This is a genomic window from Paenibacillus sp. FSL M7-0420 (assembly GCF_038002345.1).
In the GTDB taxonomy this organism is placed as follows: Bacteria; Bacillota; Bacilli; order Paenibacillales; family Paenibacillaceae; genus Paenibacillus_AQ.
The window spans coordinates 1,170,454-1,193,562 of sequence record NZ_JBBOCJ010000001.1 but is presented as its reverse complement, the minus strand read 5'-3'; the positions used below and the strand labels follow the sequence as shown (position 1 = coordinate 1,193,562).

The 23,109-nt window shown below is 55.2% G+C and carries 24 protein-coding genes; 10 read left to right on the top strand and 14 right to left on the bottom strand.

Annotation, left to right across the window (positions count from 1 at the left end):
* The first annotated feature begins 18 nt into the window (after nt 1-18).
* The 6 genes from MKX51_RS05205 (at nt 19) to MKX51_RS05180 (ending at nt 4,600) form a co-directional block, all read left to right on the top strand.
* A complete protein-coding gene (locus MKX51_RS05205) occupies nt 19-204 on the top strand; it encodes a CLC_0170 family protein (protein WP_340991448.1) in 186 nt (61 codons plus the stop codon).
* Between the two features lie 82 nt (nt 205-286).
* The gene (locus tag MKX51_RS05200) at nt 287-1,258 is read left to right on the top strand and encodes an RluA family pseudouridine synthase (protein WP_340991447.1); all 972 of its coding nucleotides are present in this window, start codon (nt 287-289) and stop codon (nt 1,256-1,258) included.
* Between the two features lie 68 nt (nt 1,259-1,326).
* Entirely contained in the window at nt 1,327-1,842 is a 516-nt protein-coding gene (locus MKX51_RS05195; RefSeq protein ID WP_445321985.1) for a hypothetical protein, read from the top strand.
* A 24-nt stretch (nt 1,843-1,866) separates the two neighbouring features.
* The gene (locus MKX51_RS05190) at nt 1,867-2,262 is read left to right on the top strand and encodes a hypothetical protein (protein ID WP_340943330.1); all 396 of its coding nucleotides are present in this window, start codon (nt 1,867-1,869) and stop codon (nt 2,260-2,262) included.
* Nucleotides 2,263-2,287: 25 nt separating this feature from the next.
* Nucleotides 2,288-2,857 (top strand): TetR/AcrR family transcriptional regulator, encoded by a 570-nt coding sequence (locus tag MKX51_RS05185; RefSeq protein WP_340943331.1) that lies wholly within the window; start codon nt 2,288-2,290, stop codon nt 2,855-2,857.
* Between the two features lie 162 nt (nt 2,858-3,019).
* Nucleotides 3,020-4,600 (top strand): oleate hydratase, encoded by a 1,581-nt coding sequence (locus MKX51_RS05180; protein ID WP_340991445.1) that lies wholly within the window; start codon nt 3,020-3,022, stop codon nt 4,598-4,600.
* A gap of 246 nt (nt 4,601-4,846) precedes the next feature.
* Here the strand turns inward: MKX51_RS05180 and MKX51_RS05175 are convergent, their stop codons facing one another.
* A complete protein-coding gene (locus MKX51_RS05175; protein ID WP_340991443.1) occupies nt 4,847-5,572 on the bottom strand; it encodes a DsbA family oxidoreductase in 726 nt (241 codons plus the stop codon).
* Nucleotides 5,573-5,824: 252 nt separating this feature from the next.
* Between MKX51_RS05175 and MKX51_RS05170 the strand changes: the two genes are divergently transcribed.
* On the top strand, nt 5,825-6,757 hold the full coding sequence (locus MKX51_RS05170) for a glycosyltransferase family 2 protein (protein WP_340991442.1): 933 nt from the start codon (nt 5,825-5,827) through the stop codon (nt 6,755-6,757).
* Between the two features lie 136 nt (nt 6,758-6,893).
* Here the strand turns inward: MKX51_RS05170 and MKX51_RS05165 are convergent, their stop codons facing one another.
* The gene (locus MKX51_RS05165) at nt 6,894-8,648 is read right to left on the bottom strand and encodes an SGNH/GDSL hydrolase family protein (protein ID WP_340991440.1); all 1,755 of its coding nucleotides are present in this window, start codon (nt 8,646-8,648) and stop codon (nt 6,894-6,896) included.
* A 201-nt stretch (nt 8,649-8,849) separates the two neighbouring features.
* Nucleotides 8,850-9,422, bottom strand: coding sequence for a TetR/AcrR family transcriptional regulator (locus MKX51_RS05160; protein WP_340991439.1), 573 nt, complete (start codon nt 9,420-9,422; stop codon nt 8,850-8,852).
* Between the two features lie 240 nt (nt 9,423-9,662).
* Here MKX51_RS05160 and MKX51_RS05155 point away from each other — a divergent pair, with 240 nt between their 5' ends.
* Nucleotides 9,663-10,796 carry an FAD:protein FMN transferase gene (locus MKX51_RS05155; RefSeq protein WP_340991437.1) on the top strand — a complete coding sequence of 378 codons (1,134 nt, stop codon included), beginning with the start codon at nt 9,663-9,665 and terminating at the stop codon, nt 10,794-10,796.
* Between the two features lie 93 nt (nt 10,797-10,889).
* Here MKX51_RS05155 and MKX51_RS05150 read toward each other — a convergent pair whose 3' ends face one another.
* From MKX51_RS05150 to MKX51_RS05115, 8 genes are all read right to left on the bottom strand, one after another.
* A complete protein-coding gene (locus tag MKX51_RS05150) occupies nt 10,890-11,600 on the bottom strand; it encodes an HAD family hydrolase (protein ID WP_340991435.1) in 711 nt (236 codons plus the stop codon).
* Between the two features lie 25 nt (nt 11,601-11,625).
* The gene (locus MKX51_RS05145) at nt 11,626-12,087 is read right to left on the bottom strand and encodes a GNAT family N-acetyltransferase (protein WP_340991434.1); all 462 of its coding nucleotides are present in this window, start codon (nt 12,085-12,087) and stop codon (nt 11,626-11,628) included.
* Between the two features lie 12 nt (nt 12,088-12,099).
* On the bottom strand, nt 12,100-12,606 hold the full coding sequence (locus MKX51_RS05140) for a metallophosphoesterase family protein (protein ID WP_340943346.1): 507 nt from the start codon (nt 12,604-12,606) through the stop codon (nt 12,100-12,102).
* Between the two features lie 268 nt (nt 12,607-12,874).
* Nucleotides 12,875-14,086 carry an anti-sigma factor gene (locus MKX51_RS05135; RefSeq protein WP_340991433.1) on the bottom strand — a complete coding sequence of 404 codons (1,212 nt, stop codon included), beginning with the start codon at nt 14,084-14,086 and terminating at the stop codon, nt 12,875-12,877.
* Entirely contained in the window at nt 14,079-14,582 is a 504-nt protein-coding gene (locus tag MKX51_RS05130; protein WP_340943351.1) for a sigma-70 family RNA polymerase sigma factor, read from the bottom strand. The genes MKX51_RS05135 and MKX51_RS05130 overlap by 8 nt, the downstream gene beginning before the upstream one ends.
* Before the next feature lie 561 nt (nt 14,583-15,143).
* On the bottom strand, nt 15,144-16,430 hold the full coding sequence (locus MKX51_RS05125) for an ATP-binding protein (protein WP_340991432.1): 1,287 nt from the start codon (nt 16,428-16,430) through the stop codon (nt 15,144-15,146).
* 2 nt (nt 16,431-16,432) lie between these two features.
* Nucleotides 16,433-17,881: an RtcB family protein gene (locus MKX51_RS05120; protein WP_340991430.1), complete on the bottom strand. Its 1,449-nt coding sequence runs from the start codon at nt 17,879-17,881 to the stop codon at nt 16,433-16,435.
* A 393-nt stretch (nt 17,882-18,274) separates the two neighbouring features.
* Entirely contained in the window at nt 18,275-18,535 is a 261-nt protein-coding gene (locus MKX51_RS05115) for a YqkE family protein (protein ID WP_340943357.1), read from the bottom strand.
* Between the two features lie 91 nt (nt 18,536-18,626).
* Between MKX51_RS05115 and MKX51_RS05110 the strand changes: the two genes are divergently transcribed.
* The gene (locus MKX51_RS05110; RefSeq protein WP_036727611.1) at nt 18,627-18,980 is read left to right on the top strand and encodes a winged helix-turn-helix transcriptional regulator; all 354 of its coding nucleotides are present in this window, start codon (nt 18,627-18,629) and stop codon (nt 18,978-18,980) included.
* A 19-nt stretch (nt 18,981-18,999) separates the two neighbouring features.
* Here MKX51_RS05110 and MKX51_RS05105 read toward each other — a convergent pair whose 3' ends face one another.
* The 3 genes from MKX51_RS05105 to MKX51_RS05095 all read right to left on the bottom strand — a co-directional run bounded on the left by MKX51_RS05105 (nt 19,000) and on the right by MKX51_RS05095 (nt 21,805).
* A complete protein-coding gene (locus tag MKX51_RS05105; RefSeq protein ID WP_339254306.1) occupies nt 19,000-19,503 on the bottom strand; it encodes a GNAT family N-acetyltransferase in 504 nt (167 codons plus the stop codon).
* Between the two features lie 120 nt (nt 19,504-19,623).
* Nucleotides 19,624-20,466 (bottom strand): SDR family oxidoreductase, encoded by an 843-nt coding sequence (locus MKX51_RS05100; RefSeq protein ID WP_076081885.1) that lies wholly within the window; start codon nt 20,464-20,466, stop codon nt 19,624-19,626.
* Nucleotides 20,467-20,599: 133 nt separating this feature from the next.
* Nucleotides 20,600-21,805 carry a PQQ-dependent sugar dehydrogenase gene (locus tag MKX51_RS05095; protein ID WP_340943358.1) on the bottom strand — a complete coding sequence of 402 codons (1,206 nt, stop codon included), beginning with the start codon at nt 21,803-21,805 and terminating at the stop codon, nt 20,600-20,602.
* Nucleotides 21,806-21,980: 175 nt separating this feature from the next.
* Here MKX51_RS05095 and MKX51_RS05090 point away from each other — a divergent pair, with 175 nt between their 5' ends.
* Nucleotides 21,981-23,075: a M24 family metallopeptidase gene (locus MKX51_RS05090; protein WP_340944707.1), complete on the top strand. Its 1,095-nt coding sequence runs from the start codon at nt 21,981-21,983 to the stop codon at nt 23,073-23,075.
* Nucleotides 23,076-23,109: the final 34 nt, after the last annotated feature.

Sequence of the window (23,109 nt, the reverse complement as noted above, 5' to 3'; positions counted from 1 at the left end):
CTATGGAGGAGGAAGCGTATGATCCGATTGCTGGGAAGTCTAGCCGGGATACTGTTGTTCTCGGCCCTGCTTCTGCTGGTGGTGGATATCCGAATTTACAGTAACCGGGGCTGGCTCCGGGAGAAAAAGTACGCAAAGGTCATAGCCTGGAGCTATATCCTGCTCTCCCTGATGATCTGTATCGGCCTGCTCCTCTATATCTAGCTGCCCGCTTCCCTTCCGTAGTATTTCTTCACGGCCCATGGTATATTGAGGAGTAACCTACTTAAAGGACGGAGAATGCAGCATGAATACAAGAAGAACCAGAAATCAGGGGAACAGAACCTCTAACCATAAACAGGGAACAAGATCCGGGGCCCCTGCCAAGCCGGCAGCTGCACCCAAATCCTATACGGTGGCCGAGCCGGCGGAGCTGCTTGCTTGGCTGCTGAAGACGATTACGAACAAGGGGCGCAACTCGATCAAATCCATGCTCTCCCGCGGGCAGGTTGCTGTGAACGGCAAGCCGGTGACGAAGCATAACCATCAGCTCCATCCCGGCCAGACCGTAACGATTGACCAGGAGAAGCCTGCCGAAGCCAAGGAGCTGCTCGGGCTGACCATTGTCCATGAGGATGACGATATTATCGTGATTCAGAAGGATGCGGGGCTCCTGTCCATCGCAACCGGAGAAGATAATGAACTGACGGCTTACCGCCAGCTGATGGAGCATGTCCGCCTGAGCAACCCGAAGAACCGCGTCTATGTCGTGCACCGGCTGGACCGTGATACCTCGGGTGTCATGATGTTTGCCCGCAGCGAGGCGATTCAGCAGTCCCTTCAGAACAGCTGGAAGGAGACCGTCAAGGAACGCTCCTACGTGGCTCTGGTGGAAGGTGCCGTTAAGAAATCCGAAGGCACGATCAGCTCCTGGCTGAAGGAGACCTCCACGCTGAAGATGTACTCCAGTCCGCATGAGGGAGACGGGCTGCATGCCGTAACCCGCTATAAGCTGATCCAGGCGAACCGCCACTTCTCCCTGCTGGAGGTGCATCTGGAGACCGGACGGAAGAATCAGATCCGTGTCCACATGGCCGACATCGGCCATCCGATTGCCGGAGACAAGAAGTACGGCGCAGAGACCAAGGCGGTCGGCCGTCTCGGCCTGCATGCCCGAGTGCTCTCGTTCGTTCATCCAACCACAGGCGAAATCCTGACGTTTGAGAGCGCGATTCCGAAGACTTTTCTGAAATACACGGCACCGGCACCTACGAACTAATTCCTAAGCTGTGCGTGCCGACAGCAGATCATAATATAATATAGAGAAACGAATAGAAGGTGTTGCTCTTGTTCCACCCTACTGTTTTTGACAATATTAAAATCGCCCTGGAGAACCAGATCTACGACTACGATAATCTGGATGGGGTTCTGGTTGTAACAGACCGGTCCGATTCTCTCAATCTCGCGCTGATGTCGCGTGAATTCAGCCTTGCGTTCAAGCTGACCGAAGGCTTTAACGTAACGTCCGAGATTCTGCTGCAATCCACAGTGAAGGACCTCAGCGATGAGATTCTGGAGACACCGGGCAGCGATCCGGGGTGCAGTCTTTTCTTACGCTTTTATATGGAGATAGAAGATGTGAATGTGCAGTGCCCGGCGATTGAAGAGATTCTGACCCGAATCTGGGGACCCGAATTCCAGCCTGTGCAATCGCTCAGCTTCCGCTATGGACAGACGGACGATACGTACAATAACTGTGTTGAACTGCAATTCAAACGACAAATTACCGAGGAGCAAATGGAAGACCTTCCGAACCTCCTGAAGTTCATGCTGCAGAGCGCAGAGGAACTGGAAGAGGTATAACGCTATACATGGGGTGAGCTGATAATGAATTTCCTGCCTCCTGCCCGGACGGGCCGCTGGCTGGCATGGTCTGCCGGTTACGCGCTGCTGCTGTGGCTATTGCTGATTCTGCACCGGTATATGTGGTTAGGTGAGCCTTTCAACTTTATTCTTGCCCTACGCTGGGCCATCCTTGCCCTTGTCATCTCCGGTATTGTCAACGGGTTCGGCTGGCTGGGTGCGCAGCTTGTGTGGATCTTCTCAACCGCTGGAACTGTGGCGGGGCTCTTCCTGATGTACCTGTACACTTACCGTGAGATGTCGGGCTTCGAGGATCTTGCGGGCTTTCTGTCCTTCGGCCTGTTTACAGCAGGCGGCTTCGCTCTGGGTCTGATCGCCGAGGGCGGCCGGCTGCTGATACACTATTGGCGCACACGCTGATTCCTGTTAGGAGCTGATGACCCTTATGTCCAATTCCCTGCTCACCAAAAATGCGCTCGCCCGCTCGCTCAAAGACCTGATGGCCCATCATCCGCTGAACAAAATCTCCGTCCGGCATCTGGTCGAGGATTGCGGCGTGAACCGGCAGACCTTTTATTATCATTTTCAGGATATCTATGATCTGCTGGGCTGGATCTACAGGACGGAGGCTGTCGAGAGCATTGCCGAGTACCGCAGCTACAGCACGTGGACAGACGGATTCTACCGGATATTCTGCTATATTGAGAATAATAAGGCGTTCTGCTGCAATACGCTGGACTCCCTCGGACGGACGCATCTGGATGCTTATCTGTATGAGGTGACGAATGATCTCGTCATGGGCGTCATCAACGAGCTGGCCGCCGGACTGGATGTCGGAACGCCGGATAAGCAGTTCATCGCTAACTTTTACACGCTGGCCTTCACCGGACTGGTCATTCAATGGATGCAGGACGGGATGAAGGAGCCGCCGGAGCAGATGATCGGGAAGCTGAGCGTCCTGATTGAAGGGAACTTTCTGAAGGCACTGCATAAATATGAGAACATTGTGTCGTAGCCTTAGGGGCTGCGGCTTTTTTTCTGCTCGAAAATGTTACACTTTGTTCCATATGTCCAAATTTTATACAGATCAAGTGCTTTGATGATACCCTCCAGGGCGGGACTGGATTACACTCGGGTCAGGTCCAGTATTCAAGCAAACCTATGGAGGCGGTAATCAGTGAAAAAAGAGTACGGTAACGAGCAGGTATATTTCGTAGGCGGTGGCATTGCTTCCCTTGCGGGTGCAGCCTATCTGGTTAGAGACTGTGGTTTTCCCGGACAGAACATTCACATTATTGAAGAAATGAAGATCCTTGGCGGCAGCAATGACGGAGCCGGCGATGCAGAGCACGGGTATGTCATTCGCGGCGGCCGGATGCTGAACGATGAGACCTATGAGAATCTGTGGGAGCTATTAAATACCATTCCGTCCATTGACCAGCCGGGGCTGACGCTGCGGGAAGAAATCATTCAATTCGACGAATCCAATCCGACCCGCGGCCAGGCCCGGCTGATCAACAGCAAGGGTGAGGTTCAGGATGTAACCTCAATGGGCTTCGATATGGCAGACCGCCTGGCCCTGGGCAAGCTGGTCATTACCCCGGAATCAGCCATGGGCACCTTGCGGATTAACGACTGGTTCGGGCCGCATTTCTTCACGACGAACTTCTGGTACATGTGGGCAACGACCTTTGCTTTCCAGCCTTGGCATAGTGCGGTTGAGTTCAAGCGTTATATGCTCCGCTTCATGCACGAATTCCCGAGAATTCAAACGCTTGAAGGCGTAACCCGCACCCCATATAACCAATATGATTCCATTATTCTGCCGCTGCATCAATATCTGGAGCCGCTGGGCGTAGATTTCAACTTGAAATGTACGGTCACTGATCTGGAATTCAAAGAAGGCGACGGCATCACAGTGACCGGGATGAAGGTCATCCGCGATGGCGTGGAGGACACGATCCAGGTTCATGAAGGTGACCGCGTCATTGTGACTAACGGCTCGATGACCGAAGGCGCAAGCCTCGGATCAATGACCTCCGCTCCCGGGCTGAACGGTAAGGGCAGCTCGTGGAAGCTGTGGGAGAATATCGCCGCGAAGAAGCCGGGTCTCGGCAATCCCTCCTCCTTCGATGATCATGTGGATGAATCCAAATGGGAATCCTTCACGGTAACCTTCCAGGACTCGAAGTTCTTCGACCTTATGGAGAAGTTCACCCGCAACCGGGCCGGAACCGGCGCACTCGTCACCTTCAAGGATTCCAGCTGGCTGATGTCTGTCGTGCTGGCCTTCCAGCCGCATTTCCGCAACCAGCCGGAGCATGTCAGGGTCTTCTGGGGATATGGCCTCTACCCGGACAAGCTCGGCGATTATGTACACAAAAAAATGTGCGACTGTACCGGCGAGGAGATTATGGAGGAGCTGATCGGACATCTGCACTTCGAGGCGCATAAGGAAGAGATCATGGCTACCGCCAACTGTATTCCTTGCATGATGCCGTATATCACCTCCCAGTTCATGCCGCGCCTGAACAGCGACCGGCCGCAGGTGGTGCCTGAAGGCTCAACCAACCTGGCCTTTATCGGCCAATACTGCGAGATCCCGGACGATATCGTTTTCACGGAAGAATATTCAGTCCGTGCCGCCCGCATCGCTGTCTACACCCTGTTCGGCCTGAACCGTCCGGTGGAGCCGATCAATGCGTACCAGAACGATGTCCGCACACTGTTCTCCAGTCTGGTGACCTCGTTCCGGTAACGGAACGATTCGGTTTCCCGCTCCAGGCCAGTGGTCTCTGTAAGGAACAAAAACCCCCGCTGCAGGAATTTCATGCGGCGGGGGTTTGGTGCGTCCATTTGTTGCAGACTTGCCAGTCCGCCGCGCCGCTCCAAATGGCCTTTTGGCGCAATTAGCGGAACTGTAGTCCGTAACCAGAATGAATCGTACGTCCCGTCCAGGCACAGCATGCTGCAACGCTTATCTCAAGTCTGCCACTGATAATAATCAGATGCTGCAAGAACCGTCATCGCAGCCGTCAGCAGACGGTGCAGCCCCGGACTTCGGCTGGCCGACCACCTGAAGCTCTGGACCCTTCTGTTCCTCCGCCCATACCGTGTCCAGCACTTCAGTAAAGACCGGACCCGGCTGCGCACCGGATACGGCGTACTTATTATTGAAGACGAAGAACGGAACGCCGGTGATGTTCAGCTGCCGGGCAGCTTCAATGTCAGCCTCGACCCGGTCGCCGTAAGTCTCACTGTCGAGCACTGCAGCCACTTCAGCCTGATCCAGTCCGGCCTCCGCAGCCAGCTCAGCCAGCACTTTACGGTCACCCACATTCAGTGAATCGGTGAAATAAGCACGCAGCAGCCGTTCGGTCATCTGCGGAGCCTTGCCCTGAGTAGCGGCATAGTGGCTCAAGCGGTGAGCGTCAAAGGTATTCGTGGACTGAATCGTATCGAAATTGAACTCCAGACCTACACCCTGCGCCTGCTCGGCCAGCTGTGCGTTCATCTCCTTGGCCTTGTCACGGGTCATGCCGTATTTGCCGGCCAGCAGCTCATGGATATCTCTCGTCTCATCGGTGCGTGCATTCGGGTCCAGCTGGAAGCTGCGGAACACGACCTCCACCTGGTCACGGCCGGGGAATTGGCTCAGCGCGTGCTCCAGCCGTCTTTTGCCGATATAGCAGAACGGGCAGGCATAATCAGACCATATATCTATTCTCATGGGAATTCCTCCTGAATGGTAATGTTATTGGTATTGCAATTTACTTACTATTATATAGTTAAAAACCGAAAATTACAAACAAACTTTCTGAACGGCCCCTTCCCATTGAATGTCCCGTACACTCTCTTCCCTGCTGGCTTCCTTGAGAAAAGTAAACGAAAGAGGTATATACGTATGCCCGGCCGGGCAGGTAAAATTAGAGCAACTAATTCAAAGCGGACGGTCTATGGCGTCCCGAAAGGAGTCAGCGGCATGCATGACCTGTCTATAGTCATTCCCACTCGTAACCGGATCAGCGATCTGACTCTCTGCATTGAATCCATCGGTGCCCAGACCGGGCTGGAGAATGTCTCCATCGAACTGCTGATCGTGGACGACGGTGAGATCGAAGAACAGGTGCTGGATGATTTCCGCGAGGTGCTCGGGCGTCTTCCGGATGCCAGCCTGCGCTATTACCGCAAAACCAAGCCCGGCGTCTGGCTCTCCCGCTATGAGGCCCTCGGGCTCATCGACGGAGAGATTCTGCTCAGCTTCGATGACGATGCGGAGCTGGACGATCCGCTCTATATCCGCCGGATGCTCGATACCTACGCCTCAGATCCGTCCATTGTCGGAGTAGGCGGAATCGCCAAGGGTCTCTCCAGCAGTAAATCAGGCAAGCTGCTTGGCCGGCTGACCTGCCAAATGTCGGCTTCGCCAGGTAGACTGTCGGCAAGCACACTGGCTGGGTCTCTTCTTTTGTGGGGGGAGACGGAGGATATTTTTGAGACGGATTTCTTCCATGGCTGCAACATGTCCTTCCGCAGCTCAGCGCTGCAGGACATGAAGCCGTACCCCTGGATGACCAGCTACGCGGTGGCGGACGATATCTATATGTGCCATCTGGCAAGCAGATACGGCAAGCTGGTGATTAACCCGGAGCTGAAAATCATGCACCATGAATCGCCCAGCTCGCGCGACAAGGCAGGCCGGGTTGCCCGGGCGACAGCAGTCAATCATTATTATCTGCTGAATCTGCGCAAAGCACCCGTGAAGAATTATGCGGCGCTGCTCTGGACACTGACCTATCTGACGGCAAAAGCTACCCTGAAACGGAATTTCAATGCCGTCTCAGGCTACACCAGCGGCATTCTGTTCGTGCTTAATCCCCGCAAGAATAAATACAGGGAATTCATGCTTGACTAAGCACAGAATTCCGCGCTACCCAGAAGTCCTGAGCCACAAGCTGAAACGCCGTCCTGTTCATGAACGGTACAAAAAGGGTGTCACCGGAAGCAGCTTCGTGCTGCCACGGTGACACCCTTTTCTACCCGCTCGATTCTTAAGCCGTATAGCCAAAGCCCAGGATGGTGAAGCTCTTCTCCTGATCCTCAGGCACCATCCGGATCTCCACCACATGCTCCTCGCTCTGCTCATTGTTGTATAGAATCACAGCGTTGCAGTGCGTCCAGCTATTCACATGCGGATCTGCCGTCAGAACCAGCTTGCCGTCCACATGAACCTCCGCCTTGCCTACATCCGGGCTGCCCGAATCCTTGAAGACCAGGATCAGATTCTTGCTGGTGATTGTCAGCCTGAAGCGATCCTCACCGGACGCAGCCGTGTGCATCCAGTTATGCGGGAATTGCGGAGTGCCGAACGGATTGGCATCCAGCTCCACCTGCTGCAGCTCCTCATCCGTACCGTGGAAGCCGCCTGCTTCAATAGCAACCGCAGTACCTGCGCTGCCCAGATCACTTATACGGTCCAGCAGCCGGACATGGGCAAAATCATTGCCGAGCACAGGCGGTCCCGCCAGAGTATCCTGCTCCTTTTCATCCAATCCCATCCGGGCGGTCTCGGAGAAAAGGTAGCCCAGGGAGTCCGCCATTACGCGGTGCCCGTCATTCGTGGGGTGATAGATATCGTAGAAAAATTGCCGTTTGGAGATGATATTCCCTTCGGCCTTGCTCAGCCGGAACTGCTCTGTTACTGCATCTTTGACACTAACCATAGGGAGATTATAGCGTCTGCCTACCGGGGAGAGGCGGTCCTGCAGGTTCCAGTCATTCACGAAGACACTGAACAGCAGAATGACGGCAGGCTGATTCGGCGCAGACAGGATTTTGAGACAAAGACTCTCGAAGCAGTTGCCCTTCGTCTCGTCCCCTTCATCATTCACGGCAAATTCCACCACTACGATGTCGGGAGCGGCTGCACCATCCCTCAGCACATCCCGCTCATAGCGGATCATCCCAAGCTCAGAGGGCGTCCCGCCAACCCCGGCCTTGATGAAATGAATATTCTCTCCACCCTCCTTGCCGAATAGCTCCTTAAATCTCAAGTACGACTGATAGGCATAGCATTCTGTATGAATGGGTTTAGCTCCAGCCCCCTGAGTGATGGACCCGCCAATATAAGCAATCGTCACATCTTCGCCGCTAGCAGCCTTGTCCATAGCCCGCTTCAGCCGCCGGTTATTGCCCGAATATAACAGAGACTTCGCAATCATCGCGCGGTAAGCAGACGAATCGAAGTCTACGGAAGGTTCCGCTGTCAGCTCAGGCGCGGTGTACCCGTCATTCAGGTAGAGAACGATGCTCGCTGTCCCCAGTTCCCCCTCATTGTTGAATTCAAAGGCATATTTGCCGGGAGCCACATCCTCCTCAGACCACTCATGCTCCTCCAGCTTCACTAGGATTTCCGTTCCGTCGCCCGGGCAGGGGACCCGCAGCTGCGTGCCGGTCTCATACTTGCTGGTTCTGCCCCAATTCTGCATAAGAAAAGTGACTGCTGCCCCCTCTTCCGCCGTCTTCACGGACACTCCAATGCTGTGCACCAGCTTGCGGAAGCCGCTCCAGTCTCTAAGCATCGCCAGCATCTGCTCATCCGTGACCCCGCCTATGTATTTGGCCTTATCGATCAGATAATTGCCTTCCAGATAGACCTCCTGCGAGGGCTTGCCCTCCGCCCGGGCGGTTGCCTCAACCGCCGTCTCGAACATGACGAAGAAGCCGTTACGGCGCTCCACTGGATCTTGGGGTGCCGCCGGACCCTCCTGCCCGCCAAGCCCGATACCGCTGTTATACTCTTCCATAACCATCAGCCTCACTTTGTCTGAAGGCGCTCTCATCCATCTGGAACAGGACAGCAGTCCCCCGCCGCCATGCCAGCTCTAGACTTCAGCTGCGCCATAATCGTCTTCATTAACGCTTTCATTATAGCCCGGGGTGCCGGAACAGCTCAACGTACAATCTGAAGCTCTGTTTAGTCATTACAACAATTCGCTAGTTTGCCTCTATTGCAGCATTCCGGTGGAGATGAACAGAATCATATGCTCTTTGATCTTGTCCTGATCCAGCGGCTCATGGGATTTGTTCCATTCCGTGGTCAGCGCCAGATACATCCGCAGAATCATAAACGCCGCCACACTGGCATCGCAGGGCTTCACTTCTCCACTCCCGATGGCCTCTCCGATCTGCTGCTGCAGGAAGTCCAGCGCGTAGCCCTCCATCCGCTTCACTCCTTCGAGCGCCTGGGCCGTACCGATGTCCCGTACCTCCTGGGCCAGCTTGACGAACAGCTCATGGTCCAGGCGGAATTCCAGAATGGAGTCCAGCAGATTAAGCAGCTTATGCACGAAGGAAGTTCGCTGCGCAGCCACACGGTTCAGCACCGATGTTAATTCGGAGGTGGCCTTGTCCAGAATTTCCTCGAACAGTTCTTCCTTGGTTTTGAAAAAGGTATAGATCGTGCCTTTGCCCACATTGGCAATTCTGGATACCTGATCCATCGTCGTAGCCTTATAGCCAAATTGAACAAAGGACAGGGTGGCTGCCTGCAGGATTAATGCTTTACGGTCAATGGACATGGGTAACACTCCATTCTCTAGAATACATATTGACTAGAATTTATTTCCGGTCATTAATTATCACCCAATTTACCACGCCACCGGGAAGAAGACAATATTTTCATCAAAATATCACCGGATTCGGCACTCGGCAAGCTGCTCTTCTGCACAAAATGTCACCAAATGAGTATCCATTGCCGTTCTTTCTGGGGTATGATAGTAAAGATGCAACCACGAAACTAATTGTATGGATGGTGGAATATGTCTGAAATCAAAAAAAAATCTAAGAACAAAAAAACCCTTGTCATTCTGGCCGCTCTAGTCGTTGTTATCGCTGCGGCTGTGGTAATCTGGCTTACAATGGGCAACAAGAGTGAAGACAGCCCTGCTGCTACCGGAACCCCTGGCGCTGCTGCCTCCAAAGACGGCGATACGAAATCCCTGGAGCAGACGTTTTATATTTATGATACGGTCGTCACTATCAAGGTGTTCGGCGATACGGTGGAACAGAAGAATATGGACGACATTCAGGCTATGCTGGAACGGATGGATATCGAGTTCAGCCGCACCAAGACGAACGGGGAATTGTACGCGGTGAATCAAGCCGCCGGCAAAGAAGCCGTTGCTGTGTCTGATGAAACGCTGGATATCGTGAAGCTCTCCCTCAAATATGCTGAGGAAATGGACGGGCTGTATGATCCGACGGTTGGCCCGCTTGTGGATCTATGGGCGATCGGCGAAGGCGGGGAGCATGTGCCTGACCAGGCGGCGATCGACAAGGCCCGGAGTCTGGTCAATTACAAGGATGTAATTGTCGATGAGGCTGCGAAGACGGTCAAGCTGGCCAAAGAGGGTATGGTGCTGGACATGGGCGGAATCGGCAAAGGCTATGCGGCTGACCGGATCGCCGACTATCTCAAGGCTCAGGGCCTGAACAGCGCGATGATCAATCTCGGCGGCAGCAGCATTATCGCCCTTGGCAACAAGCCAAACGGCTCCCAGTGGAATATCGGCCTGCAGGACCCCGATCAGAGCCGGGGCACCCAGCTGGGCACGATTAAGATTACCGATGAGGTCATTGATGCTTCCGGGGTGTATGAGCGCTTCTTCATGCAGGACGGGGTGCGTTACCACCATATCCTCGATCCGCGTACAGGCTTCCCTTCCCAGAACGGATTGAAGAGCATCACCATCATGAGCCCGAATGCAACCGATGCGGATGCACTGTCTACCGGTGTGTTCCTGATGGGCCTTGAAGACGGCATGAAGTATCTTGAGGCACTGCCGGAGAAGGTGGAGGCCTTCTTCATTACAGACGACAACAAGATCTACGCCACCTCTGAGCTGAAGAAACGGCTGAATCTGACCGATTCGACTTATAGCTTCGCTAATTAGCAGAGCTTAGTGCTGATGCGGCTAAGTAGCTTCCAGGTAAAATACAAAACAAGGTGCCTTCCACTCACGGAGGGCACCTTTTCTGTATGAATATCACACCAGCGGCAGCTCGCTGAACTCCTTATAATTCGTGAAAATATAGCTCGGCGCATGAGCCGTGCCCGGCTTCCGCCCGCGCGGATTGTACCAGCACACCTGCCAGCCTGCCGTAAGCGCGCCGACCACATCGTTGGCCCAGGTATCGCCCACATAAAGGCTGTTCTCCGGTGCCGTTCCCGTCACCCTGTTGACATGAGCGAAGATGGCCGGGTCCGGCTTCGCCAGACCGACTGCATCCGAGATGAAGATCATCTCCGGGGGAATGATCCGGTCGATGCCCAGCCCGCGCAGCTTGCCCATCTGGTGATCCTGCGGGCCGTTGGTGATAATGCCTACCGGATGGCCCTGGCTAATGAAGCGCTGCAGCTGCTCCGCTACGCCTTCAATCATCTCAATCGTGTACTGGCGGGCAATATAGGAGGCCTGTATCTGCACCGCCTGCTCCCGGTTGAGCGGCAACCCGTACTCGACAAAAGCCAGCTCCAGCCGCAGCACCCGCGTCTCCTCCAGCTCCATTTCCCCGCGCAGATACTTCGGCCACAGCAGGTCACTGTGATGCCGTACAGTATAGAACAGCTCCGCATAATCCAGCTTGCCCTCATCAGGTGCCAGTACCTCACGAACGGCTTCCCTGAACGGGACCAGATGGTCATACAGCGTATCATCCAGATCAAAAAATACAGCCAGCTTACTGCTTGTCTCCACCACTATAACTCTCCTAACTATATCTTCAGAAATATAAATGATAAGTATAAAAGCTCTCGTCCCGCTCATAACCTTGGGCTTCGTATAGTCGCTGTGCACCGGTATTGGTGATCATGGTGGACAGCGTCAAACCCTTGGCGCCTGTCCCCTGCGCGAAGCCCTTCACGCCTTCAAGCAGTAGCGAACCCAATCCTTGCCCGCGCTGCTCCTGCGTCACGAACAGATCGTTCAGAATCCATACGGGCTGAACCGTGATGGAAGAGAACGAGGGATACAGCTGCGCCAGCCCATAGATCCGTCTGTCCTCTCCCTCACCGGCAACGGCCATGAAGACAACCGATTCGTCATGTTGCAGCCTTGCCGTCAGGAACTCCCGGGCAGCTTCCAGGTCCGAGGCTTGCCCGTAGAAGCTGCGATATTCATCAAATACCGGCGCAAGCTCCTCCACATCCTCAAGACCCGCCCGTTCAAAGCGAAAATTCAGCATAGCTGCGCCCCCTTATTCCCTGGAATCGTAAAAGACATGACGGGCCGTGATTTTACCATCTTCAATATCCATCAGGCCGAAGGAATACTGCTTCTCCCGGCGTTTGTCCGTTGGCGATCCGGGGTTGAACAGCAGAATCCCGTTCTCCCGGCGCATCAGCGGCTGATGGGAATGCCCGAAGAGGATGCAATCTACGTCCTGGCCTTCAAAAGCGAGCAGCGCATTACCATCCGTACCCTTGCGGGAATACGGAGCGTGTCCGTGAATCATTCCGATGCGCATGCCTTCCAGCGTAAGGATCTTGCTCTCGCCGAAGCGCTCAATAATCTCATAGCCATCGTTGTTCCCGGCAATCCCCTCTACCGGAGCAAGCTCGGCGAGCATATCGTAAATCTCCGGCGACACCCAGTCACCCAAATGCAGAATGATATCCACCTGACGGAATTCTTCTATAAGCACGGACGGCAGCCCTTTGGCCCGGCTTGAGAGATGTGTATCCGAGACCACTCCAATCTTCATCTGCATCCACTCCCTGTTCCTATTGTCACCCTAACCGGCATTCCAAACCGCAAATGGCCGAGAAGCGCTGTAAACTGCGACTCTCAGCCATTTCATGTTCAAAGCCCAGGTTTACGTTCTTTCATTGTACGATGCCCTAAAGAGGGAATGCAAGCGGGAGGCCCGGCTTCCGCTGCCTCTTCCCCTTGGCCGGCTAGGCGGCTTTTCTTCTGCATACGCGAACCTTGCAAGTAAACGGCGGCTCCTGCCCAATCTCCTATTGTAGTCCTCACTCCCTCCAGTTCCACAGCCGTACTTCCCCTACCTGGAGGTGGCTTACCCATGAAGCCTCGCGCAGCTTCAGCAGCTCCTTGACCGGTCCGGTGACAACGGCTCCATAGAGCTTCACTCCGTTGTGCTCCAGATAGGCCACGGAGGTATCTAACTGGTTGATATGCACCGCTCTGCCCGCGAGTGTCTGATGCTGCTGCAACAGCTTAAGAGTCTTGATAAAGTTGGCATCCCGCAGCGCACCGCTCCCGTATTCTTCAACAGAAGGCGATACACTGCTGTAGCTTGATACGGAGCTGAACCAGCCTGTTTTTTCCTTGGTAACTTGGGTTGTCTTCATATCGTCCTTGTGCCAAATGGGCTGATAGGGGAAGCCAAGCGGATATACAACCACATCGTCATTCCTCGTTGAAGGTCCGGTATCGGCACCGAACCAGACAGGCTGAAGGTTCAGCGGCTCCAACTGCTTCAGGAGTTCATCTGTGGTATATAAATGGCCGAGTGACAGAAACGCCTCAGCAACCGTACCTTCAGGAAGCTTCGCCAGCCTCTTCCACTGGTCATTATCATCCCCTCCAACGGCGCCGCCCTCCTCAGACGGATAATAGAACACTTTTCCAGACCCATTCCGCTCATCCGTCCAATTAAACTCACCAATATTGGCCAGGCCCAGATGGAGATCCTGGGTATAGCTGCCCACCTGAATGCTCTCGCTGCCCACCTGCTTCAGCAGATTCCCGGATAACTCCAACCGGAAAAAATAATGCGCATCCGATGAAAGGCGCACCGTGGTGTTAGGGCGGGTAACGGCAATCGCTGATTCTACCACATCACGGTAAGTGTCGCCGCGGTCTCCGGTGTTGTAGAAGACTATTGTGATAATGCTGCTAATGACCGTAAAGATCAGGAACGCCGAAAATACAGTAAGTGTATTGTTAATCCGCGCCTTCCATTTACCCCGGCGAATAACGGACTTCTCTCTTCGCTTCTTCTTCGCCTTTTTGAACCCTGGAGCTGCGCTTCCTTGCGCATCCGTCTTGGTCCAACTCCCGGTAGCCTGCCCGTCCTGCTCCTCCCGTTCCATCTGCTCCTCCAGATACTGCTGATACGCCTCAAGCTTCACAAGCTCGCTCTCAAGCTCCTCACGCTCTTCCTCCGGGAGGGTGCCCTCGCTATATTGGCGCAGCTTCTCTTTGAATTCCTCACTCATGCTCATTCCTCCTCCGATCCGCCTCACGCAGCTTCTGCCTGGCGCGGAATACGAGTATCTTGTATTGAGACAAGCCCACTTCCATAATGTCAGCGGCTTCCTTATAGCTCAGCCCGTGCACATCGTGCAGCAGCAGGGCATGGCGCTGCCCCTCCGGCAACAGGCTAAGTGCCCGCGCCGCTTCCTCCCAGCGTTCCTGCTTCAGCAGAGTGCCCTCCGTTGTCTCCGGGTGGGGCAGGCTGCTGAAATAAGCACCCTCCTTCGCCACACTCCGCTTCTCCTTGCGCGTATAATCCACGAATGCATTATACGCGACCCGGAACAGCCACGGCTTCACCCGTTCCTCCCGGCAATCCTCTAGATACAGATACGCCCGGTAAAAGGTATCCTGCATCAAATCTTCGGCCGCATGATGGTCCTGGCAGAGGGAGCGCAGATAACGGTAGATGTCGTCCACATATTGTTCATATAGTTCATCCAGCGAATTCGGCTCCATCTCCTCCCCCCTTACTGCATCCACGTATGAGAATGCGAAAAGTTACACCTCTGTACGAAATTTCCTGAAACCATCCATTTTGTTCGCAAGCAAAGTCCTTCTTCCCCGGAGGGGCGGTGGGGCGGGATCCGCTAGGGTGCAATGGGCCGAGATGCGATGGTGCGGGGTGCGATGTGCGGGGGAGCGAACCCCGCCACTCCCGTTGCGGACTGGAGATCCCTTATTTGGCCGGAACACAGCATTTCGCATGCCTGGCGGACTCAGATGTCGTTAAGTCCCCTCTCCGGCCTCCGTTTACGCTCCACAATACAATATAGGGGCTCCTGAGTCCGATACGAGCAGAAAAGGCGTCTTTTTCGCCAAATAACGTCCTCTGTGTCCGCAGAACTCCCCAGATGACCCCGAAACCTCTAATTTGTAAACACCGAAGGCTAGCAGCCAGCAACGGCGGAGGAGCCCAAATTCAGCACAAAGGGAGCCTCCCGGCTCCCTGCATGCTAACTCTGGCGATTCATTCCCCAGCCTCATTCGCGCTGGCAGCCTGCTCTCCACGTATTTTATTCAATAAAAACCGATACTGGCCGAAGCATCCTTCATCCATTCCCGTTTGCGGCCCTTGTCCAGCTCGCCGCGCATGCCGCGCACAAGCAGCTCCACATCTGCCGTGCCGTTCTCATGCCATTCCAGTGCGGCACTGACATACAGCTCGCCGAGCTGGGTCAGGGAGAAATCCCCGGTCAGACGCGCAGCGGTGGCCGTGCCTTCCTCACCTGCGAAGGCGGAGAAGCCGCGCAGCTGCAGATATTCAAGGCGCAGCGCCTCGCTTGGCATCTTGATCTCATAGGCCCGGTCGAAGCGCCCGGCGCGGTTCATGAGACCCGGGTCGATTTTATCCGGATAATTGGTCGTGCCGATCAGGAAGATCCCCTCCTTGGAGGTGGCCCCGTCCAGCGTGTTCAGGAAGAAGGAGCGCACCTCCTGCGGCATGGAGTCGATATCCTCAATCACCAGCACCATCGGCGCCAGCCGGGCCGCAGCCTCGAACACCTCATTCACCGATTCGCTGCTCGTATACTCCGTAATCTGCCAATAGAGCACCGGTCCCGGCACGCTTCCGGCAATGGATTTGACCAGGGTGGTCTTGCCGTTGCCCGGATGCCCGTAGAGCAGAATCCCCCGCTTGTACGGGATATCGTAGGTGACATAGAAGCTGCGGTCGCTGTCGAAGAACTGGTCGAGCGAGCGGTAGATCTCTTTTTTGATCGCAGCGTCCAAAATCACCTCTTCGCGCCTAACCGCACGCGTAATCGGCTCATCCTCCCGGGAAATTCCGTTGCGCCGGTCGGTGAACACTGTCACCTTGTTGATATTCTGCTCCCGCTGACGCTTACGCACATTACCAAGGAAGAACTGCAATTGCTGATCCGATGCGGCAAACACATAATCCTGGAAGTTAATCCCGTTCTCCTGAAACACCGGAACCCGCGCCAGCGCAATACCCATCGCCGGATAAGCGAGCACATTATTACGGACCGACAGATGGATATGATACTCCGGCTGCTCCTTCTCATCATCGAACACGAAGGTCCGGTCCTCCAGACGGTCAAAAATCCGCGCCACATGCTCCACTCCGGCATTCCCGCTCTGCACATCGTTCTCCAGCAGCTTCCAATACTCACTGTTGGGATCATCGCTGGCATACAGCTCGTAACGGACACCGTAGCGGGTGTAGAGGGCTTCAAGGATGCCGTCCACCAGACGGGCGTACACATCATAGCCTTTGATAATGCCGGCTCTCTCTTCATCATATTCATAGATTACAGCCGGTTTCTTGTTCTCCTGCTCCATCCTTATTTCGTCCCCTTTATCGCTGCGAGCGGCTTGCATTTGGCCACCACGGCAGCCAGGCCGGCGCCCGTAACGCTTTCTATGATCTCATCTACATTCTTATAGGCTTGGGGGGATTCGTCAATGATAGATTCCAGGGAATGCTGGTTCACGACAATCTCGTCTTCTGTTCCCACCTTCATCGACCGGGAGAACTCCTGGACACTCACCAGCCGCTTCGTGGCCGAGCGGGAGCGGATACGTCCTGCACCATGGCAGATGGAATAATAATTCTCTTCCCCTCCGGGCTGGCCGACCATGATATAGGAAGCGGTGCCCATCGAGCCGGGAATCAGCGCCGGATGTCCGGTCGCTGCATAAGGACGCGGATTATCCGCATGCTCTGCCGGCAGAGCGCGGGTAGCCCCCTTACGGTGTACGAACTTGCTGCCTGAGGAAGTCTTCTCTTCCCAGGCGTAATTGTGCATCAGATCGTAGAGAGTGCGCAATTCGCACTTCGTGCCGAAGACGTCACGGAAGCCCTCGCGGACCCCATAAGCAATTAAATGGCGGTTCACGACCGCATAGTTCAGTGCCGAATACATCAGATTGACGTAACGCTGAGCCTGCGGATGCGCCAGAGGCGCATAGATCAGGCGCGGATCAGCGCTGCCCAGCCCCAGCTGGCCCATGACCTTGGCGAAGGCCGGGGTGCAGAACTGATTGACCATGCCGCCCCAGGCCCGTGAGCCGGAGTGGATCATGACAGCAATCTGCCCGTCCTGAAGCCCCCAGGCTTCCGCCACCTCCCGCTGCTCCTCCGCGATCTCAATCGCCTGAATCTCGACGAAATGGTTGCCGCCCCCAAGGGTCCCGAGCTGGCGGTGGCCCCGGTGCCAGGCCATGTCCGGCAGCTCATTCAGAATCTCCTCGTCGAAGCCCAGCTTGCTGATCTCAACGTGGGATAGCGCACTTGACTTCTTCGGCGTGTAGCTGTCCGGGATATATTTATTCGGCAGGCCGTGCAACCCTTTACGCACAACATTCTCCAGCCGGATATCACTGTAATGGCCGCGCTGCTGGGCCTCCATCGGCAGATACTTCTCAATAGCGCGGACCAGCTTGCGGCGCAGCTTCACTTCACGCAGATCATCCATATGCAGGTTGGTCAGATGCACTCGCATCCCGCAGCCGATATCGCTGCCGACAATGGACGGCGAGACGTAACCGGATTCGGCATCCCAGACGGCGGTAGTGCCGATGCAGGTTCCGACGCCTACATGCACATCGGGCGTGTAGCTCATATATTCGATGCCGGGAATCTGCAGATTATTGTTAGCCATCTCCAAGACCTTGTAATCCAGCGTGCCGAATAATTGCTCACTGGCGTAGATTTTGAGATCGCCGCCCGGAAGGGCCACCTCGTGTTTATAGCGGGACATCTCTTCCGCTTGTTGCTTCATGCTATTCATGTCTATTTTCATTTCCTCTCAGGTTGGGTTTCTGGTTCGGTTCCATAGGGGGTTCAGTGAATTTCGAGTTTCCAGGTACACAAAAAAGAGCCGCAGACCAGTTCTGATCATGCGGCTCCCGGCGCGCTTAGTGCAGCTTCCCGTTGAAGCTTGCACCCGTTCAAAGCACACCCGTATTCAGTTCAGACATCAGCAGCAATACCCTGCGCATTATGTCTTCCGGACGAAGGCGATGAGATCAGATCGTACATATGCGGTTGTCATGTGATCCTGCTGTCTGTTCCGTTCATTTGTTCCAATCATGACCCGTCAGCCTCCCTTCTCTAAATGATAAACCCAATAATATATGGCCTTGCAGCAGATTGTCAACCCTTTTTCTGGTAAAGATTTATTTTATTTAAATTTGGACCAGTCCTGATTGCTGTTCTCCAGCAGATGGCCGAAATCATTCTCCAGCCGCTTCTGCTCCGCCTTGCGCTTGTCTTCCGCCGCCTTCAGAGCCGCGTCCTTCTTACCTTGCTCTTCAGCCTTCAGCGCATCGGACTGCGCCTTCAGCTTATCCAGCACCTCGCGGCTGAGCATGTCTTTAAGGGTTGCGGGAGCATCCGCCTGCGCAGGACGCGGAGCCGGCGTATTTTTCTTCTTTTTAGCCAAGAGAAATCATCCTTTCAAGCCGTGCTTTTCGTTCAAATTTGTTTTAGGCACAGGGCTTTTCGTTTATAATGTACAGTAAGAGGTGAGCCTAATGAAATCCACAGAGTTATGTCCAAGATTACAAAAAAGCATGGATATTATCGGCAGACGCTGGACGGGCTTAATCATCTATCAGCTTTTGCAGGGCCCCCAGCGCTTCGGGGAAATCGAGTCCTCGCTGCCTGTCAGCGGCCGGCTGCTGTCGGAACGGCTGAAGGAGCTGGAGCAGGAAGGCATCGTGCTGCGCGAGGTATTCCCTGAGACCCCCGTCCGCATCCAGTATTCGCTTACAGGCAAAGGCCGGGCGCTGGAATCCGTCATCCGCGATCTCCAGGTCTGGTCGGAATCATGGATTACGGAAGAGGAATGCCGTTCCGCCTTCAGCGCTCCTCCGCAACCTCAATAACGCCTGTCGATTTATATATTTACAGCTTGCGGCCGATGATGACCAGATCGCGCGGGATGCCGTCAAGCACCGCGACTCCCGGCAAAAGCCCCCATTCTTTGAATTCGAACTTCCGCAGCAGGGCGAGGCTGGGCTCATTATGGCCGAAGACGAACCCGACCAGATTCTGCAGCCCAAGGCGCGGACATTCCTCCACCGCCTTGGCCAGCAGAATGCTTCCCGCACCGCTGCCACGGAATTTCTCATTTACATAGACACTAATCTCTGCTGTTCCATTGTAAGCCGGGCGTCCGTAGAACGACTGGAAGCTGAACCAGGCGGCGATCTCGCCCCCCTGTCTCAGTACCCACAGCGGCCGGTGATGGCTGTTATGCTCATGGAACCACCCTACCCGCTCCTCTACGCTTACCGGTTCAAGATCCGCAGTCACCACTCTTCCGGCAACCGTCGAATTATAAATCTCCACAATCGCTTCCAAATCCTCAATTACTGCATCCTCTATGCTGTAAGCCTGCCAATCCATCCAAAGTATCCCCCTAGTTGTGGTATAAACATCCGTTACAGTGATTATACTCCAAGCCGGTCTTATTACGCAGCAGTTCTACAGTTTCAGTAAAGCTGAAGCAACCTCACTGAAACAGCATTATTCAAGCCCGGTCTGCTCCAGACTCCATTTCCATAATCGTGCGGCCGCTTCAGCATCCTCCGCCCGTGGCGTCAGTTCCTTGATCTTGCGGCGGTAATAATATTGCCCGCTTACCCCATCCAGCTCCGGCGCAGTCGCCAGCAGGATGGCCGTATCCGCCCCCTGCTCAGGCGTCAGGAAAAAGCGGGACAGCAGCTTCAGCACTCCGCGCCCGAAGCCGGTCTCCCGGTTCACCCCGATACTCGTTCCCACCGCGCCCGGATGCAGACAATTCACAGTAACCCGGGTGTCCTTCAGACGCGAAGCCAGCTCACGGGTGAACAGAATATTCGCCAGCTTGGAGCGGGCATACGCCTTCGCCGGATTGAAGCCGCGGGATAATGTATGATCCTCCAGATACAGCTTGCCGAGCTTATATGCTCCTGAAGCTACAACCACAATCCGGCCCTGTTCAGCAGCCTTGAGATTATCCAGCAGCAAGCGGGTCAGCAGGAAGTGTCCCAGATGATTCACGCCCAGATCCAGCTCGTAGCCGTCTGCTGTCAGCTCACGCTTCAGCGCGACTACCCCTGCATTATTGATCAGAACATCCAGCACAGGATATTCGGCAGTGAACTCCCCGGCAAAAGCGCGAATGCTATCGAAGGAAGCAAGATCGCACAGCATCAGCCGGATCTGGCTGGAGCCGCTCTGCCGCACCGCTTCGGCAAGAGCCTCTTCCCCCCGCTTAAGGCTGCGGCAGGCCATAATGACAGTTGCTCCCCTGCGGGCCATTTCCACGGTTGTAGCCAGCCCCATCCCGGAGTTTGCACCGGTGACCAGCACGGTTTTGCCTTGCATGGACATCCTCCCCTTCCTCGCCGGCCGGTACAGCTCAAGCACCGGCCTAACCTTACTCCATCTCCGAGTATATGCGATAAGCTCATGTTACATCATTTCCGAGGGTTAACATAGTCAAAGACCCGCCAATTCTTCACTTCCAGTCCGGCCGGAGCGCAATCAGCTGATCATCCTGCGCCTGCGGGTCGCCTCTGCCGTCGCGGTTGTTGGTCATAAGGTACAGGGTACCATCCGGCCCTTCCGCCACATTACGGATTCGCCCGTACTTGTCCTTGAACAGGCTGGTCATTGAAGGCGTTCCGCCCGCAGGAGCCAGCGATACCTTTAGGAGCTGCTGTCCCGCCAGATTGGCAACCAGCAGCTTACCTGCCCAGGGCCCTTGCGTAATGAAGGTCATTCCTGACGGAGCCCAGGTCTCCTTCCCGCTGTGAACCAGCGGAGTCACAAGCTTGGGCTGGCTGTCTTCGGTCTCATCGCCTTCGATCAGCGGCCAGCCATAATTGGCTCCGGCCTCGATAAGGTTCAGCTCATCGTGACTGGACTGGCCATGCTCGGAGCTGTAGAGCGCCCCGCTCTCCGGCTGCCAGGCCAGACCCTGGGCATTGCGGTGGCCCATGCTGTAGACCGGCGATCCGGGCCACGGGTTGTCTTCGGGGATAGAGCCGCTAGGCATAATCCGCAGGATTTTGCCGCCCAGACTATTCTTGTCCTGCGCCAGCTCCGGTTCATAGCGGTCACCTGTGGTGATGTACAAATTCCCGTCCGGCCCGATCTTGATCCGTCCGCCGTTATGATTCGTATCGCCCGGTATGTTATCCAGCAGGACGCGGTCGATCTCAGCTGTGCTGCTTCCAACCACGATCCGCAGCACCCGGTTCGCCGTCCCGCCCTCTTCGGTGCGGTATGTGTGATAGACATATGCCCGTCCATTCTGCTCAAAATCAGCATCAAGCGCGAGGCCCAAGAGCCCGCCTTCTCCCTTGCCGACAAAAGAATCAGAGAGCTTCAGCAGCGGAGCATCGCGCAGCTTGCCGTTCTCCATGACACGCAGGCTGCCGGTACGCTCCGTAATGAAAATCCGTCCGTCCGGTGCAAATGCCATCTCCCAGGGAACCTCCAGCCCGCTGGCCAGCGTCTGAGCAGTATAGGGAAAGTCCGGGGATGCACCCGGAGCTTCGTCAGGCTGCGCATTAACCTGCGGACTGCCTTCTGCTCCATTCTCCTCTAGCTTATCCTCCTTTGCAGCGGAAGTGCAGGCTGACAGCAACGTCATCAGCAAGACCAGTGTTACACGCAGCAGACAGGTACGGGAGAGCAGCCTTATTTTGGCTCCAGTCATATTCCTTAACCTCCTTCAGATATTATCAGATCCTGATTGTGGCAACTATTACCCTGTGCTTCTCTTCCTCAAACGACTGAGGCTGCAGCGATAACAGGAGGTGCAGCATCCATTTGTATGAATTATAATGGGAACATTGCTGTTCAAGCGTGTAGACGAAAGGGGAACTAATGAAATGAATGCAGCTCTGCAACAACTGGAGCAGGACATGGCAGCTAGTAAGCTGGATGCCCTGCTCGTAACCGATCCCAAGCATGTGTACTATTTGACGGGCTTTGCCAGCAACCCGCATGAACGTTTTCTGGGCCTGCTGCTGATCCGGGGCGAGAACCCGGTGCTGATCGTTCCGGCGCTGGACGCCGAAGCCGCGCATGCCGCCTCCTCGGTGAAGACGATTCTGACACACAGCGACACGGACAACCCGTACGCTCTGCTGAAGTCACGCTTCGGCAGTGTTAGTCCGGGCAACATCGGTATCGAGAAGGAACACTTCTCCGTCAGCCGGTATGAACTCCTCACAGAAGCGGTCGCCGCCGGTTCCTACCAGGATATCGGCCATCTGCTACGGGCGATGCGCGCGGTCAAGACCCCGGAGGAAGTGCGCAGCATGCAGCATGCCGCCGAGCTGGTGGAGGAAGTTCTCCGTCAGGGTCTGGCGCATGTCAAAGCCGGAGTCAGCGAGATTGAACTGGTAGCGGAGCTGGAGTATCTGATGAAAAAAGTCGGTGCCTCCGGCCCCTCCTTCGACACGATGGTGCTGTCCGGTCCGAAAACGGCCCTCCCGCACGGCGTACCGGGCGAACGCCTTATTCAGCCGGGCGATCTGCTGATGTTCGACCTCGGTGTGTATGCCGGAGGCTACGCTTCCGATATTACCCGCACCTTCGCGGTAGGCGAAGTGGACAGCAGACTGCGTGATATATACAATGCTGTGCTTGCTGCCAATGAAGCGGGCATTGCCGCCTCCGTGGCCGGAGCGTCCTTCGGTTCTGTCGACAAGGCGGCACGTGATGTGATTGAAGCCGCAGGTTACGGGGAGTACTTCATGCACCGTGTCGGACACGGGCTGGGCATGGACACCCATGAATATCCTTCGCTGCACGGGCTGAATACGGATATCATCCAGAACGGCAACGTCTTCACCGTAGAGCCGGGAATTTATGTGCCGGGTCTCGGCGGTGTGCGCATTGAGGACGATGTGCGGGTCACCGCCGAAGGTCCGCAGACGCTGACCAGCTTCCCTAAAGAATGGACCGTGCTTAACCTGTAATTCTGCTGAGCGTTCAGGAAGCCTCAAACTTAGC